Annotated in this window: 17 protein-coding genes; 12 read left to right on the forward strand and 5 right to left on the reverse strand. The window is 45.7% G+C overall.

Annotated features, from left to right (window positions below; all coding sequences use genetic code 11):
* Positions 1-6 precede the first annotated feature (6 nt).
* The 11 genes from K6Y21_RS02425 (at position 7) to K6Y21_RS02475 (ending at position 9,257) form a co-directional block, all read left to right on the forward strand.
* Positions 7-966, forward strand: coding sequence for a beta-ketoacyl-ACP synthase III (locus K6Y21_RS02425; RefSeq protein ID WP_233070092.1), 960 nt, complete (start codon positions 7-9; stop codon positions 964-966).
* Positions 967-979: 13 nt separating this feature from the next.
* Entirely contained in the window at positions 980-1,921 is a 942-nt protein-coding gene (gene fabD / locus K6Y21_RS02430) for an ACP S-malonyltransferase (protein WP_233070093.1), read from the forward strand.
* Between the two features lie 3 nt (positions 1,922-1,924).
* Positions 1,925-2,659, forward strand: a complete 735-nt coding sequence (gene fabG, locus K6Y21_RS02435) for a 3-oxoacyl-ACP reductase FabG (protein ID WP_233070094.1) — start codon at positions 1,925-1,927, stop codon at positions 2,657-2,659.
* Positions 2,660-2,818: 159 nt separating this feature from the next.
* Entirely contained in the window at positions 2,819-3,055 is a 237-nt protein-coding gene (gene acpP / locus K6Y21_RS02440; RefSeq protein WP_233070095.1) for an acyl carrier protein, read from the forward strand.
* Positions 3,056-3,133: 78 nt separating this feature from the next.
* Positions 3,134-4,372: a beta-ketoacyl-ACP synthase II gene (fabF, locus tag K6Y21_RS02445; RefSeq protein WP_233070096.1), complete on the forward strand. Its 1,239-nt coding sequence runs from the start codon at positions 3,134-3,136 to the stop codon at positions 4,370-4,372.
* Positions 4,373-4,436: 64 nt separating this feature from the next.
* Positions 4,437-5,243: an aminodeoxychorismate lyase gene (gene pabC / locus K6Y21_RS02450; RefSeq protein ID WP_233070097.1), complete on the forward strand. Its 807-nt coding sequence runs from the start codon at positions 4,437-4,439 to the stop codon at positions 5,241-5,243.
* Positions 5,236-6,237, forward strand: coding sequence for an endolytic transglycosylase MltG (gene mltG / locus K6Y21_RS02455; RefSeq protein WP_233070098.1), 1,002 nt, complete (start codon positions 5,236-5,238; stop codon positions 6,235-6,237). The genes pabC and mltG overlap by 8 nt, the downstream gene beginning before the upstream one ends.
* Before the next feature lie 4 nt (positions 6,238-6,241).
* Positions 6,242-6,874 carry a dTMP kinase gene (gene tmk / locus K6Y21_RS02460; RefSeq protein WP_233070099.1) on the forward strand — a complete coding sequence of 211 codons (633 nt, stop codon included), beginning with the start codon at positions 6,242-6,244 and terminating at the stop codon, positions 6,872-6,874.
* Positions 6,871-7,845, forward strand: coding sequence for a DNA polymerase III subunit delta' (gene holB / locus K6Y21_RS02465; RefSeq protein WP_233070100.1), 975 nt, complete (start codon positions 6,871-6,873; stop codon positions 7,843-7,845). The genes tmk and holB overlap by 4 nt, the downstream gene beginning before the upstream one ends.
* The gene (locus K6Y21_RS02470) at positions 7,835-8,623 is read left to right on the forward strand and encodes a TatD family hydrolase (RefSeq protein ID WP_233070101.1); all 789 of its coding nucleotides are present in this window, start codon (positions 7,835-7,837) and stop codon (positions 8,621-8,623) included. The genes holB and K6Y21_RS02470 overlap by 11 nt, the downstream gene beginning before the upstream one ends.
* 22 nt (positions 8,624-8,645) lie before the next feature.
* Positions 8,646-9,257 carry a trimeric intracellular cation channel family protein gene (locus K6Y21_RS02475; RefSeq protein ID WP_233070379.1) on the forward strand — a complete coding sequence of 204 codons (612 nt, stop codon included), beginning with the start codon at positions 8,646-8,648 and terminating at the stop codon, positions 9,255-9,257.
* Positions 9,258-9,392: 135 nt separating this feature from the next.
* Here K6Y21_RS02475 and rsmF read toward each other — a convergent pair whose 3' ends face one another.
* From rsmF to K6Y21_RS02495, 4 genes are read right to left on the reverse strand one after another with little or no spacing between them, the layout of a single operon-like run.
* Positions 9,393-10,838: a 16S rRNA (cytosine(1407)-C(5))-methyltransferase RsmF gene (gene rsmF / locus K6Y21_RS02480; protein WP_233070102.1), complete on the reverse strand. Its 1,446-nt coding sequence runs from the start codon at positions 10,836-10,838 to the stop codon at positions 9,393-9,395.
* A gap of 39 nt (positions 10,839-10,877) precedes the next feature.
* On the reverse strand, positions 10,878-13,511 hold the full coding sequence (locus K6Y21_RS02485) for an MlaD family protein (RefSeq protein WP_233070103.1): 2,634 nt from the start codon (positions 13,509-13,511) through the stop codon (positions 10,878-10,880).
* Positions 13,495-14,112 carry a paraquat-inducible protein A gene (locus K6Y21_RS02490; RefSeq protein ID WP_233070104.1) on the reverse strand — a complete coding sequence of 206 codons (618 nt, stop codon included), beginning with the start codon at positions 14,110-14,112 and terminating at the stop codon, positions 13,495-13,497. Before K6Y21_RS02490 ends, K6Y21_RS02485 begins: the two co-directional genes overlap by 17 nt.
* Positions 14,099-14,725, reverse strand: a complete 627-nt coding sequence (locus K6Y21_RS02495; RefSeq protein ID WP_233070105.1) for a paraquat-inducible protein A — start codon at positions 14,723-14,725, stop codon at positions 14,099-14,101. The genes K6Y21_RS02490 and K6Y21_RS02495 overlap by 14 nt, the downstream gene beginning before the upstream one ends.
* 122 nt (positions 14,726-14,847) lie before the next feature.
* Here K6Y21_RS02495 and K6Y21_RS02500 point away from each other — a divergent pair, with 122 nt between their 5' ends.
* The gene (locus K6Y21_RS02500) at positions 14,848-15,147 is read left to right on the forward strand and encodes a YebG family protein (RefSeq protein ID WP_233070106.1); all 300 of its coding nucleotides are present in this window, start codon (positions 14,848-14,850) and stop codon (positions 15,145-15,147) included.
* A 27-nt stretch (positions 15,148-15,174) separates the two neighbouring features.
* Here K6Y21_RS02500 and K6Y21_RS02505 read toward each other — a convergent pair whose 3' ends face one another.
* Entirely contained in the window at positions 15,175-16,122 is a 948-nt protein-coding gene (locus K6Y21_RS02505; protein WP_233070107.1) for a GGDEF domain-containing response regulator, read from the reverse strand.
* Positions 16,123-16,137: the final 15 nt, after the last annotated feature.

The following is a 16,137-nucleotide window of genomic DNA, read 5'->3' on the forward strand; positions in this document are numbered from 1 at the left end:
CTCCTTATGTATACAAAAATTATTGGAACCGGAAGTTATTTGCCAACAGCTGTTCGCACTAACGAAGATTTAGAAAAAATGGTTGATACCAGCGATGAATGGATCACCGCACGCACAGGTATCAAAGAGCGCCGTATTGCTAATCAAGAAGAAACGGTCTCTTACATGGCCTATAAAGCAGCAGAAAATGCCCTTGATGCTGCCCAATTAAATGCTGATAAGCTCGACCTGATTATTTTAGCGACCACGTCAGCAAACAATGCTTTTCCTGCTGCCGCCTGTGAGGTTCAGGCATTACTGGGCTTAACCGATGTCCCTGCGTTTGACCTAGGTGCGGCGTGTGCGGGCTTCACTTATGCCTTAAGTGTTGCCGACAACTTCATCCGCAGTGGGATGTACAAAACCATTATGGTGATTGGCGCGGATGCCTTATCTCATACCTGTGATCCTGATGATCGCAGCACCATTATCCTGTTCGGTGATGGCGCTGGTGCTGCTGTGGTACAAGCGAGTGAAGAGCAGGGGATCCTGTCAACCCAAATCAATGCCGATGGCCGTTTTGGCGAAATGCTAAAATTACCCAATCCGAAACGTGGTATGTCAGGCAGTGAACTTGAATCTTATATGTTCATGAAAGGCAATGATGTCTTTAAAGTTGCGGTAACGAAATTAAGTGAGTTGGTGACGCAAACATTAGCGGCCAACAACATAGATAAATCAGAGTTAGATTGGTTGGTGCCTCACCAAGCCAACTACAGGATCATTAATGCAACGGCAAAAAAACTTAACATGCCCCTTGAGCAAGTTATTCTGACTTTAGAAAAACACGGTAATACCTCGGCAGCCTCGGTGCCAATCGCTTTAGATGAAGGCGTGCGTGATGGTCGAATAAAAGCGGGTGATCTTGTTCTGTTAGAAGCTTTTGGCGGTGGATTCGCTTGGGGCTCTGCACTGATTCGAATGTAGTAAAGGAAACAACATGACAACATTTACACTGGCCTTTCCAGGTCAAGGCTCTCAAGCCGTAGGCATGCTAGCCGAACTGGCTGCGCAATACTCAAGTGTTGAAGCCACTTTTGCTCAAGCGAGTGAAGTCCTTGGCTATGACTTATGGCAACTGGTACAACAAGGCCCAGTAGAAGAGTTAAATAAAACATTTAAAACTCAGCCTGCGCTATTAGCGTCTTCCGTGGCGATCTGGCGCGTGTGGCAAGAGCAAGGTGGCGCTGCGCCAGCAGTCATGGCTGGCCATAGCTTAGGTGAGTATTCTGCATTGGTTTGTGCGGGTGTCATTGATTTTCAAGATGCTATCAAGCTGGTTGAACTGCGTGGCCAATTAATGCAACAAGCCGTACCTGAAGGTGTGGGTGCCATGGCGGCGGTGATCGGGTTAGATGATCAAGCCATTAGTGATGCCTGTGCTGAAGGGGCGGGAGAAGAAGTGGTTTCGCCAGTTAATTACAACTCGCCTGGCCAAGTTGTGATTGCAGGTAATAAGGCTGCGGTTGAGCGCGCGGGTGCTTTGTGTAAAGAAGCCGGTGCAAAGCGTGTGTTACCTTTACCTGTGAGCGTACCTTCCCATTGTGCCCTAATGAAGCCAGCCGCCGATGAGCTTGCTAAGGCGCTGACAAATATTGAGTTTAATACGCCTGTCATACCTGTGATCAACAATGTCGACGTGGCTCAAGAAACCGATCCAAGTGCAATTAAAGATGCACTCGTTCGCCAATTGTATATGCCAGTGAGATGGACAGAAGTGGTTCAACAAATGGCGAACATGGGCGTAAGCTTAGAAATCGAAGCGGGTCCAGGTAAAGTTTTATCTGGGCTAGTAAAAAGAATTAATAAAACCATCGCTGCACAAGCGATAAATGATGTTGCAGGTCTTGAACAAGCACTTGCTGCAACTAATGAGGGATAAAACATGAACTTTGAAGGCAAAATCGTTCTGGTAACGGGTGCAAGCCGAGGTATTGGCCGCTCCGTTGCTGAGAGTTTTGTTGCTAAAGGTGCCACTGTTGTCGGTACTGCGACCAGTGAAAAAGGGGCTGCTGCCATCAGCGAGTATTTAGGTGAACATGGTAAAGGCCTGGTACTTAACGTCACTGATGCGGCTTCAATCGATCAATTATTTGCTGATATCAAAGCTAATTTTGGTGAAATCGATGTGCTGGTGAATAATGCCGGTATTACCCGCGATAATTTGATGATGCGCATGAAAGATGACGAGTGGCAAGATATAATCGACACCAACTTAACGTCTATTTTCCGCTTAAGTAAGGCCGTGTTACGTGCGATGATGAAAAAGCGCAATGGCCGTATTATCAGCATCGGCTCGGTGGTCGGTACCATGGGTAACGCAGGCCAAGCCAATTATGCGGCAGCGAAGGCCGGTGTGATTGGTTTTACTAAGTCACTTGCCCGTGAAGTTGCATCACGCGGCATCACAGTGAACGCCATTGCACCTGGGTTTATTGAAACGGACATGACGAAGGCGCTTAATGAAGAGCAGCGCGCAGGTATTTTAAGTCAGGTTCCTGCGGGCCGATTAGGCGATCCGAAAGAAATTGCGGAAACTGTGTGCTTTTTAGCGTCTGACAGTGCTGCATATATCACCGGCGAAACGTTACACGTTAACGGCGGGATGTATATGGTTTGATGCCATATTGTTGCCGAGATGTGGTTTAAGCCCGTTTTTTCGATAAAAATCACGAAAAAATTGGTTAGACCAGTCATCTCGGGGTTGAAACTTTCGAGCGATGGAATACACTATCGCGACTAACGCAATTAGCGTATTTTCTAAAGGAAAAAATTGATCATGAGTAATATTGAAGAACGCGTAAAGAAGATCATCATTGAGCAGCTTGGTGTTAAAGAAGAAGAAGTAAAAAATGAAGCTTCTTTTGTTGATGACTTAGGCGCAGATTCACTTGATACAGTTGAACTTGTTATGGCTCTTGAAGAAGAATTCGACACAGAGATCCCAGATGAGGAAGCTGAGAAAATTACTACAGTTCAAGCAGCTATCGATTACGTAGTAAACAACGCTGAATAATTGCAGCTTAGCTAAAAGTTAATTTTTGGGGCGGTCTTTTGACCGCCTTTAATTTATCTACCATCCGGAGATTTTGACGTGTCAAAGCGCAGAGTAGTTGTGACTGGTATGGGAATGTTATCCCCTGTCGGTAATTCCGTTGATGCATCGTGGCAGGCTTTATTAGCTGGTCAAAGTGGTATCAGCAACATTGAACATTTTGATACCGAAGCGTATTCAACTAAATTTGCTGGCCTTATCCGCGACTTAAACGTTGAAGATTACATGAGCCGCAAAGATGCCCGTAAAATGGACTTATTCATTCAATACGGTGTCATTGCAGCAGAGCAAGCCTTGCAAGACAGCCAACTGGAAGTTAATGAATCAAATGCACGCCGCGTTGGTGTTGCTATTGGCTCAGGCATCGGTGGTTTGGGCTTGATTGAATCTAATGCGAAAAACTTACAAAAGTCTGGCCCACGCAAGATCAGCCCGTTTTTTGTGCCTTCAACTATCATCAATATGGTTTCTGGCCATGTTTCTATTAATAAAGGCTTGAAGGGCCCCAATATTGCCGTGACAACCGCGTGTACAACCGGCTCTCACTGTATCGGCTTAGCGGCACGCATGATCCAATACGGAGATGCCGATGTGATGTTAGCCGGCGGTGCAGAAAAAGCGTCAACCGAATTAGGCATGGGCGGTTTTGGTGCAGCTAAAGCATTATCTACACGTAATGACGACCCGACTAAGGCAAGCCGCCCATGGGATCAAGATCGTGACGGTTTTGTATTAGGCGATGGTGCTGGTGTGATGGTACTCGAAGAATACGAGCATGCGGTTGCACGCGGTGCCAAAATTTACGCCGAGCTAGTTGGCTTTGGTATGAGTGGCGATGCTTATCACATGACGTCACCCCCTGCAGATGGTGAAGGTGCGGCAGCATCGATGCAAAACGCCATCGAAGATGCCAAGATAGCACCAAGCCAAATCGGCTACATTAATGCTCATGGTACATCTACACCTGCCGGGGATATTGCCGAGACGCAAGCGGTAAAAGCCGTATTTGGTGAAGCGGCTAATAACTTATTGGTGAGTTCAACTAAATCTATGACGGGCCATTTACTTGGCGCAGCAGGGGCCATTGAAGCCATCATTACTGTGTTAGCATTACGTGACCAAATCGCGCCTCCAACCATTAACTTAGAAAACCCATCTGAAGGGTGTGATTTAGACTATGTGGTCGGTACGGCACGTAAAGCCGAGCTAGAATACGCACTTTCTAACTCATTTGGCTTTGGCGGGACAAATGGTTCGTTGATTTTCAAACGCGTTTAATGCCTTAATCCCTTATTTCTGGTATAAAGCCTGATATGTTTGTATCAGGCTTTTTTATTCCCTTATGATTTTAATAAACGGCAGCGAGCAGTTGACCCTTAGCCATGCCGATCGCGGCTTATCCTATGGGGACGGTTTTTTTACAACGGCTAAAGTCGTCGATGGGCAAGTGGAATTTTGGCGTGATCATCTTGAGCGATTAATGCTTTCGGCAAAGCGCTTTAAGATTGAATTACCCAGTGTGCTGACGCTTTTTAGCGAAGTGCAACAAATGATCCAAGGCGTTGAGTCAGGGTGCCTTAAGATAACCATCACCCGTGGTGCTGGCGGCAGGGGCTACAGCCCGCAAGGGTGTACGCAGACGACAAGGATCTTACAACTGAGTCCTTGGCCCAGTCATTATCAGCAGTGGCAACAGCATGGTGTTCATCTTGATACAGCGACTTTTACCCTTGGCATGCAACCGGCGCTGGCGGGTTATAAAACCCTTAATCGGCTAGAGCAGGTGTTGATAAAACAAGAATTAGCCGAGCTTGATTGCGACGATGTGGCGGTCACCGACTTACAGGGCAATTTAGTCGAAGCCAGTGCTGGCAACCTATTTTGGCGTCAAGGTGATACCCTTTACACGCCATGTTTATCTCACTCTGGTGTGAAAGGGGTGATGCGAAAACAAGTTTTAAATTGTGCCCAGCGGCTTGATTTGCCTTGTCAATTAGGCATGTTTCCAGTGAGCGCATTGGACAGTGCTGATGAGATCTTCATTACCAATGCGTTGATGGGCATAGTGCCCATAAAACAGTTCCAACAAAAACAGTTAAGTGATTTTTCACTTGCTGAAAAAATCAGAAAAGAACTCACCGATGATTAAAAAAATATTTTTCACTTTACTCTTGTTAGGGTTAATGGCTGCTGCAACCGCAGCCTATCTTTGGCAACAACTTCAAGATTATAAGACCGAGCCTCGAGTGAACGCCGAGACGGTATTCACGGTGACCAGCGGCAGCCACTTTCGCCAGCTTGAAAGCCAGTTAATCGAGCAAGGGCTGTTACCAACGTCACCTTACTTTGTTTGGCTAGGTCGACTACATCCAGAATTAACGCCACTAAAAAGTGGAACCTACTTGTTGCAGCCAGGTTGGAGCCTCGAGCAAATATTGCAACATTTTGTGGCTGGCGAGACTTATCAGTTTAAGGTGACCTTGATAGAAGGCATGACCTTTAAACAATGGAAATCTCAGATAGAGCAAGTCGAAGGGGTGGTGCTCACCGGCGCCCTAGAAGATGAAGCGGCACTGGCAAATAAACTCGGTATAGAGCAGACTAAGTTGGAAGGGTACTTACAGCCTCAAACGTACTTGTTCCCTTATAATAGTACGGATTATCAAGTGGTTGAGCGCGCTTTTTTAGCCCAAAAAGCAGAGCTTCAAGCCGCATGGGAAGCAAGAGCGAAAGACTTACCTCTGGCATCACCTTATGAAGCGCTTATTCTCGCCTCTATCATTGAGAAAGAAAGTGGTCATGCACCAGAGCGCACCACCATCGCCTCTGTGTTTATCAATCGATTAAACGCCAACATGCGCCTGCAAACGGATCCTACTGTGATTTACGGCATGGGAGACAGGTTTGATGGTAATATTCGCCGCAAGGATTTACGAGAAGCAACACCTTACAATACCTATGTCATAGATGGTTTGCCACCGACCCCCATTGCCATGCCAGGTAAAGACGCAATTTGGGCTGCACTTAACCCAGCAGACACTAAATACTATTACTTTGTCAGTAAAGGGAATGGCGAGCACTATTTCTCGAAAAACTTAGCCGAGCACAATCGTGCCGTTAGAAAATACATATTAAAAAAGTAGTATTATGAATCTTGGTAAATTTATCGTCATCGAAGGCCTAGAAGGAGCTGGAAAAAGCAGCGCGGTCGCAGGTGTTAAGCAATGGCTATTGGCCAATGGCGTGAAAGAAGTGGTGTGTACTCGTGAGCCCGGTGGCACCCCCCTAGCTGAAAAAATGCGTGCCTTAGTAAAAGAGCCCGGTGATGAGCCATTAAGTGATAAGGCTGAATTGTTGCTCATGTATGCGGCGCGGGTGCAATTGGTTGAGCATGTGATTAAGCCGGCTTTAAAGCGAGGCGCCTATGTGATAGGTGATCGTCATGATTTATCGTCGCAAGCTTATCAAGGTGGAGGCAGGGGCATTGATCTTGATTTAATAAAGCAAATCAAACGCGCTGTTTTGGCTGACTTTAATCCAGATCTTACCTTGTATATGGATATCGATCCGGCACAGGGCTTAGCTCGGGCAGGTCGCCGTGGTGAGTTAGATAGAATTGAACAACAAGCGCTGGATTTTTTCGAACGTACGCGCACCGCTTATTTATCTTTGGTTGCTCAAGACCCCCAAGCCTATATTATAGATGCAGGGCAAAATATGGAACAAGTGGGCGCTCAAATCCTTTCGCAACTTGACCAGGTGAGAGAGCATTTATTGTGAGCTATCCTTGGTTTGAGGCTCTGCAAAGCCAGCTTTATCGCCAAGTTGGCGAGCAAACCTTACACCATGCTTTATTAATCAGTGGTATCGCTGGTTTAGGCAAGGTTGAGCTGGCGCAGCTGTTGGCGAAGCAGTTACTCTGCCAACGACCTATTCAGGAGGGGCCTTGTGGCCAGTGTCATGCTTGTGCTTTATTCCATGCCGGTAACCATCCAGACTTTCACCCAATAAAACCCGAAAGCCGCCATATTTCGGTGGATTCGGTACGCCAATTAAATGCAAAACTTGCTGAGCGCTCGCAACAAGGTGGCGCAAAAGTCGCGTTATTTTATGATGCGCAAATGTTTAATGAATCGTCTGCTAATGCGTTACTTAAATCACTGGAAGAGCCCAGTGATAATACCTTTTTTATCTTAGTTTGCGAGAGTGTTGGGCGCTTAATGCCGACCATCACCAGTCGCTGCCAAAAGTTACTGATCAAAGCGCCTCCTGATTGCCGCCCTTGGTTGGCAGAGCAAGGCTTTAGCCATGTGCATTCGGGTATTTTACAGCTATATCAGGGGGCACCATTAGTTATTTTAGGGTTACTGCAACAAGGTCGAAGCAATGAGCATGAACAGATTGCCGATGGGTTTAACCAGTTCTTAGATGATCCTAGTCATTGCTTTGAGCTAGCGGATTTTATTGCTAAAGATCTAACCACACGGATGCGTTGGTTTAGTTATCTATTACATGATGTGCAAAAAGTGGCCTTAGGCGTTAAGGATGATCAATGGGTTTTTGTTAACCACAAAGGGCTGCTTGAGCGCTGCGCACGGCTATGGCCGCCTACCGTCGGCTATCATCTGATCCAGCGCTGGTTAGGGTTAACCAATGAATTTCAACAACATTCTGGCTTAAAAAAAGAGTTACTGTTAGGCCAGTATTTTATCGATCTTAAAAATCAAATTGGAGGAAAGGGTGCTAGTTGATTCCCATTGCCATTTAGACAAACTTGATTATCAAGGTAAGCATATCGATGTCGCTGATGTGATCAACAAAGCGCGTCAACGCGGTGTTACCCACATGCTGGCGGTGGCTGTCGAATTGGCAGAGTTTGAGCCTCTGCAAGCGCTAGTTGCGCCATTTGACAATGTTTTCTTGTCATGTGGCATTCATCCGTTGCATCAAAATTCAGATCAAGATGAAGCCAAATTATTGGCTTATTGTCAGCAAGATAACGTGGTTGCTGTGGGAGAAACCGGTTTAGACTACTTTTACTCACCGGATAATAAAGCGTTGCAACAGGATTGTTTTCGACGTCATATTCGTGTGGCAAAAGCGCTAAAAAAGCCCCTTATTGTCCATACTCGTGATGCCAGAGAAGATACCTTAGCCTTGTTAGTAGAAGAAGGCAAAGGTGAAGTTACGGGGGTGTTGCACTGTTTTACCGAGTCCCTTGAGATGGCTAAGGCCGCCATCGAGATGGGATTTTATATTTCTATATCAGGAATAGTGACGTTTAAAAATGCACAGGAATTGCGCGAGGTGGTTAAAGAGATCCCGCTAGACAGGTTACTCGTGGAAACAGACTCTCCCTATTTGGCGCCGGTACCGTATCGAGGTGAGCAAAATGAGCCCGCCTATACCAGAGCGGTGGCCGAATTTATAGCTCAGCTCAAAGGCGTCAGTACGGCGGAGCTTGCCGAGCAAACCACGACTAACTTTTTTAACTTGTTCCGCCATGCGCGTCCGGTAACTTCTAGGTAACGAAGTGAAATAATTTGTGAGTATGTGGTACTTTTTTGGCTTGGCCGCCGTGTTTACATTTGCCGCAACGGGAGTGCTTGCGGCAAGCCGTAAACGGGTTGATTTGATCAGTGTGCTATTAACGGGGATGATCACCGCCTTAGGTGGCGGTACGTTAAGGGACTTGTTGATTGGGCAACCTGTTTTTTGGTTAGTGGATGAAACTTATCTATGGGTAGCATTACTTGGCTCCCTTATCACTTTTATTACTGAGCCCAGTATGCGTAAGCGTTATCATTGGGTGTTGTATCTTGATGGCTTGGGCATTGCCTTGTTTTCAATTCAAGCCATTGACAAGGTGCAAGGTGTTGGCTTCTCGGCAACCGTTGCCGTACTGATGTCGGTGATCACCGCTATTATGGGCGGGGTGATGCGCGATGTGGTGACCGGGCATACCACCTTATTATCCACCAAAGAACTGTACGCGACTCCGGTTTTATTTGGGAGCATACTCTATGTGACCCTAAAAGCCATTGAGCTCGACCCTAACCTGGCTGCCGTGATCGGGTTTTTAGTCGTGTTTGTGGTTCGTTTTATCGCGATCCGGTTTAATGTGACTTACCCAGAGCGGTTAATGATTGGCCCGAGGGAGTAAAAAAATGCTCGGGACGGATTCCAAGTATCCCGAGCTAGGGGAAGTGAATAACTGAAGTTAATAAATCTAGTTTAGAACAGTACCGACAAGCTGCCAGTTTTTTGTCAATAAGAATCACTCCAATTAAATCTTGCGTTATTCCACAAACAGATGGTTGTCTCTCACTAACTCTCTTGGGTAATTGTTTTTGATCCTTGGCCCAACCCATTTACCAAGGCCAATAGGGCTGCCTTTGTAATGCACAATCAGCTCCCCCTTCTTACTTGGATCAACTTGCTCTAAGAAAATATCGCGGCCCATGTAATATTCACGGGCTTGTTCAGCCGTTAATTCATAAACATTGTTTTGAGCCAGCCTTCCGATACTCATCGCGAGTTCATGGCTAATTCGAAACGACTTTTTGATAGCGTCAGCTAACTTGATACCGACGCGATCAAACTTCACTTTACCTTGTACTTGAGAAAATGCGGTTGGAAAAAGCCAAAATTCGGCATCACGGATGTAGACATCGCCTGGCAAATGGTCAGGTGTGATGGCAAATTGCTGGTTAAGGTAGCTAAATAAACCATTGGCTTGTTTCGCGCTGGCTAAGCGAAAAGGAAATTGTCCTCGATGGCGTTGTTGCTTATCGGGGACAGCCGATTGTTTTTTACGAAAACCTGCCACAAAGAAACCTTCACTGTCGTATACTTGTGGCCAAACATGTAAATAGCCTTCTGGGGTGGCTACGCCTTTCGCTTTAGCAAAAAGATCTGTTAATGGCACAGGTTCAACCGCGTCACCAAAGGTGGTGAGAAGATGTTCACACACACCTTGGTTCTCATATTGATTCAATGTACATGTTGAGTAAATCAAAATCCCGTTGGGTTTTAAGGCATAAAATGCGCTTTGAATGAGTTCTTTTTGGCACGCAGCTATGTCATGAACCGATTCTAAGGTCCAGTTTTTCATGGCTAAATCATCTTTACGAATGGCGCCTTCTCCTGAGCAGGGAGCGTCAAGTAAGATGGCATCAACACTTTCTGTTAGCCAAGTGCCAAACACCCGCGCGTCGAAATGAGTCAGTGCTACATTGGTGGCAGCACAGCGTACTAGGTTTGCATGTAACACTTTCACGCGACTGGAAGAGAATTCATTGGCAATCAATAAACCTTGATTATTAAGGTGCGCGGCAATTTGGGTGGTTTTTGAACCGGGTGCGGCGGCTGCATCCAGCACAACTTGGTTATTATCCTGGTGCTTCCATAAGTGAAATAGTGCACTCACAGGCATCATAGAGCTGGCTTCTTGGATATAAAAAAGTCCGGCTAAATGCTCTGCGGTATTGCCTAGAGGCGTGCTTTCGTCATCACGCGTCAGCCAAAAACCCTCTTCACACCATGGGATAGGGGTGAGCTGCCATTGGAGTGGGGCGATGCGAGTTAAAAAATCCGCCACTGAAATTTTAAGTGTGTTAACCCGAATGCTCTTTCTCAATGGCTGCTGGCAGCTAGTGATAAAGTCATTGAGATCTAAATGACTGGGTAAGGTTTGCTGAATACAGTTTAAAAATGAGTCAGGTAAATGTATTGAATTAGCCACATGTCGCCCCTTATTACTTGAGGCGACATAGTAGCATGATTAGCGCGGAATTTTAGGCTGCCATGATAGCCATTTATCATCGAATTCCTGTTCAAGTTTAAACGTTTGTCCAGGCTTGGCTTTGCCTTGCACTCTGCCATCAGGGGTGGCAAAGGAAATACCGCCACTGAGTATCGCTTCAAGCGACTCGGCTTTTAAACTGGCCCCCGTGATGCCAATATCCATATTAAAGCCTGATGCCTGCCAAAATACGGTATTGGTGCGCACTAAGTGCTGAAACTTCGGCTCAATATTGATATGGACTTCAACCGCATCCCCGCCATAAGCTATGTTAAAGTCCGTCACCTTGCCAACTTCAACCTGTCTAAAATAGACCGGACTCCCTAAGCTTAATGATCCTGCACGCGGTGCCTTTAACACGAGCGCGAGGCCAGATGCTTTGCGATCAACAATGGGCGCACTGGCATTAACGCTAAATCGAGTTTGTCTTTTACCCGAACCCGGCACCGCCTCTATGTAAGGTCCAGTGATCACCGTGTCGAGGTGCTTTGCCCCTTTTAATGAAAGGTCTGCATTCACCAGCCAAAACTCGCTGCCTTGGCGTAAAAAACGGTCAGCATATTGGCTTTTTAGCGCAACCTTGGCCGTGACATTGTCGGTTCGCTGATCTAGGCTCAACTGAGTAATTTCACCTATGGTGAGGCCTTTATATTTGACTAAAGCATTGGTCTTGAGACCATCGGCTCGGGCGAGGGTCAACGCCAATGTATGCTTTATTTCGGTGGCCGCTTGAAAGGACTCAAACAAAGGGTAATACGCGCCTTGTTTCGTCGACTTATCGGCAATATTGTCAAAGGCAATCCCGCCGGCGGCAATGGCCATTAATGAATCTGCTTGCACTTCAACACCGCTTAAACCAGCCTTGATATCTAATCCGCTGACATCCCAGAACACGCTATTTGATTTAATCAAATGACGATATTGACCAAGAATAGACAACTTAATTAATATCTTACCGTCTCTGGTTAAGTCATAGTGGCTTACCTTACCCACCGGCAGTTTGCGAAAGTAAACGGGTGAGCCCAAGGTGACAGACGTCATGGTATCACTGAGTAGTTTAACCGTTAACGGGGTGGCGAAAGCGGTTTGGCCCAATTGTGCCAACGATTTATCTGGGTAGAGGCGGTATTTATTAAGTGGCTTGCCGGTCGCCTTATTGTTAGTGTTATAAAAGCTGATGCCACCGGAAATAAAACTGGACAGGGGCTCTGCGTTAATTTGTAGTCCTTCCAATGAGGCTTTAACGGCAATGCCACTGGATAGATAAAAGCGACTATTGGCGCCGATTAGATGTTTAAACCTTGGGTTGACCACGGCATTGACCATGACACCATCGGCACTGGGGTTGAGCTTAATGGAGGTGATCTTACCGACGGTTAATCGCCGATAATAGAGGGGATCTCCCGTGCTGATCCCCGCAGCATCATCGGCAACGATGGTGATACCGAGTCCATTAGCGATGTTAAAGTCGCCATCAGACACCAGAAATGTCCGCATTGGCTCACCTGTTTCCGGTTGAAAGCCAATGTAATCCCCTTTAATTAAATTACCGAGATTTTTTATTTCACCAAGACCAATATTGGCTCGCTCAAGCCAAAATCGACTCTTGTTGCTGAGTTGATGTTTAAACATTGGCTCAATAACGGCGTTTGCCAAGAAAAGATTTTGCTCATTATCAAAATCAAGGTGAGTAATTTTACCTGCTTTAAAGCCACGGTAGATAATCGGTGTGCCTAAGCCGATACCAGAGATATTCTCAAGTTTAAGTAGAACTTTAGCGCCTCGATCAGCTGCGCTGACATCGTTGTATAACTTAAATAAAAAATTAGAAGGTGCTTTATTACCCTCTGCTGGCGAATCGAAGGATATCGCGCCGGAGATGATAGACGCTAAACTTTCTGTGTGTACCTTAAGACCAGAGAATGAAAACTCCGCGTTGATGCCACTGACATTCCAAAAACGCGAGTTTTGTTTTACTAGGTTGGCATATTTTGATTGAATATTTAGCTGAATTTCAACTTGTTGCGCATCACGAACAAGACGGAAATTGTAAACTTCACCTACTTGGATCTTTTTATAATAGACGGGGGAGCCAATGGACACACTGCCCATGTCGTCAGCCAAGAGTTTAACTACAAGGCCGCGCTCAGGTTGGGTTAAGGGCTGCTCCTCGCTGGCAATGAAGTCACTGGCGGGCACGCCAACACCCGGGCGCATGTTAATGTAGCTTCCAGAAAATAACGTATCTAAACCTGAGATCCCACCTGTAAGAGAAGCTTTTGCTTTGACCAACCAAAACTGAGTATCACTTTTAAGCATGTGGGCGGCTTGCTTTTCGATTTCAGCTACCACGTAGACACCTGAAATATCCTCATCAAGTTTAATGTCGGTGACTTTGCCTATATCCACCCCTTGATATTTAATCCGGGTCTTACCAACTAAAATGCTGTTGGCGTTATCAAAATGGATACGAATTTCAGTGGCACTGTTGTTGAGGTGTTGAAATAATAACCATCCGCCTAAAAAAAGCGCGAGTAAAGGCAAAAACCAAATAGCCGATAAACGTTCTTTGTCCCTAATTACGGGTGTCGCCGGCTCAATTTGTCCAGTCATTATCTTCTTCCATGTCCCACATTAAACGTGTATCAAAATTTTTTGCTGCCAATAAAGTCAATAATACCACCAAAGCAAATGCGGTTGCAGCAGGTCCCGGTACAATCACCAATAATTGGCCTTTATCGATAACGGCGACCATGATCGAAATAACAAACAAGTCCAACATTGACCAGCGACCAATCCAATCAATAAATTTAAACATGAGTAAACGTAATTTGTGACTTATCTTAAGCCGAAAATGAATTGAAACAAGAATAATCATGATGCCAACGATTTTAGCTAACGGCACCAAAATGGAAGCAACAAAAACGATGATAGCGATGCCAGTACTGCCTTCATCAATGAGGGCATAGACACCAGACATAATGGTATCGGGTGTTGCTTTGCCTTGACTGACAAGTAGGGTGATAGGCATGAAATTAGCAGGGATCAAAAAAATGCAGGCGGTAATTAAATATGCCCAGGTTTTTTGTATGCTATGAGGTTGGCGTAAATGTAGCTTGGCATCGCAGCGTGGACATTGACTGTTAGGCTGAAAACGACACACCAAACCACATTCGTGACAGCGCGCTAAGCCATTATTTTTAGCTGATTCCATTGACGGTTACTCTATCCCAATAATCACTTGGATCAAATAAAGTTAAGATTAAACTGTTGGTCACCATTAAAAGGCTAAAGCAAATCAGGCCAACCCCTAATTCAATGTCAGCAATATCCACTAATTTAATTAATGCAACTAAAAAAGAAACTAAATAGACCTCTAACATTGACCAGTGGGACAAGTGATCGACCCATTTAAGAAATAACTTTAGCCTGGGTGATTGAGTGTGAAAAATCGATAAATAACTCGCACAAGCCAATGATAGTAGCATCATGGCGGGGGCTAATGTTGAGCATATGAAGATCAGCAAGGCGATAAAAAAATTACCCTCTTGATAGAGCTTCACTGTGGCTTGGATCAAACTGACTTTTTCGGTCGTACCTATCATGGTCATGGCGAGTAGGGGGTAAGTATTAGCAGGTATCAGCAGCAATAAAGCGGTGATGGATAAGGCTAAAATAGTGGAAGGCTGGCATTGTGCTTTGTGATACAGGTGACTGCCACAACGGGGACATTTGGCACTGTGCTTAATGTCTTGTGGACGCTGTGGTTGATAGGGAGCAATTAAGAGATCACAGTGGCTACACGCACTTAGTTGTGGTTTTGTCATGGTCATAACGGCTAGTTACTTTGCATAAAGTATATCTAAACTGTGATAACAACACGAATTTTATGTTGGCGTGCAAGAGAAGAAATGGTACTGTATATAAAAACAGTTATCGGAGAAAACCTGTGGCCGTCGTTATAAAATACATAGTTGAAAGAAATGGTGAAGAAAAAATGACCTTTACAAGCAAGAAAGAAGCAGATGCTTACGATAAAATGCTGGACATAGCGGATAAGCTTTCTGACTTTCTTGGCACGGGTCCTGTGGGCTTAGATGACAACCAGCTGGAAGAGTTAGGCTTGTTTTTAGCTGCTAATAAAGATGACGTGATGACCATGTTAAAAGGAGGCGTGCCCGCCGCTTCAAAAAAAGCCGCTGCCAAAACGGAAAAGAAGATTAAGTTAGCCGCTGAATCGGCCGCATAAGCTGAGTGTGCTGTTAAGGTAATTGATTTATACATTAGCATGATGCGGGTAGACAACAGCTCGGTTACGCCCTGCATGCTTTGCTTGATACAACGCCTCATCGGCATGTGCGAGGAAATCATTGACATTGATTGGCTCGCGACTTGGATCAGCATTAATGCCGATGCTCACCGTAACGTGCCCGCTAGGCTGGATGCCATGATGGGGAATCTTGACTGTATTCATCGAGTTAAGAATATTATCTGCAACGGCGATGGCCCCCGAGACATCGGTATTAGGAAGTAATACGCAAAATTCCTCACCACCATAACGACAGGCAAAATCAGAGCCGCGTCGGCAGGCAGATTTAAGCTGTTGTGCGATCTTTTTAAGGCAGTCGTCTCCTTCTAAGTGGCCGTGATGGTCATTGAATTTTTTAAAGTGGTCGACATCGATCAGCAAAATACTGATAGGGAGCTGCTCTCGAAATGCGCGGTTAAGCTCTGCTGGTAAGCTTTGGTCTAAGTAACGTCGATTGGCTATGCCTGTTAAACCATCACTCAAGGTTAATTGCTTTAACTCCTGATTGGCTTGCTCCAGCTGCGTTGTCGTGGCGATAAGTTGGGCACGCATTTTTGCTATGCGATCCATTGCTTGCAGTTTTGCACTTAATACTAAGGGATCGACCGGTTTAGTTAAGTAATCATCCCCCCCCGCATTGATACCCTGTGCAAGGTCTTCGGAGCTGGTTTTGCCAGAAAGAAAGATGATAGGCACCCATGGCTCATCGGACTGGCGGATCCGCTTTGCCACCTCATAGCCGTCAATTCCTGGCATCATTACATCTAACAAAATGAGATCGGGCCGCTCGGCGTGAAAAGCCTCCACGCCTTCTTCACCTGAAGAGGCAATGATGACCTGATGCTTTTGCGGATCAAGATAGGAACTGATCACCATTTGTTCGATTTTTGAGTCGTCAACGAGCAGTATCTTCATAACCAGTGGATGTGA

Source organism: Motilimonas eburnea (assembly GCF_021295345.1).
GTDB lineage: Bacteria > Pseudomonadota > Gammaproteobacteria > Enterobacterales > CBDFNC01 > Motilimonas > Motilimonas eburnea.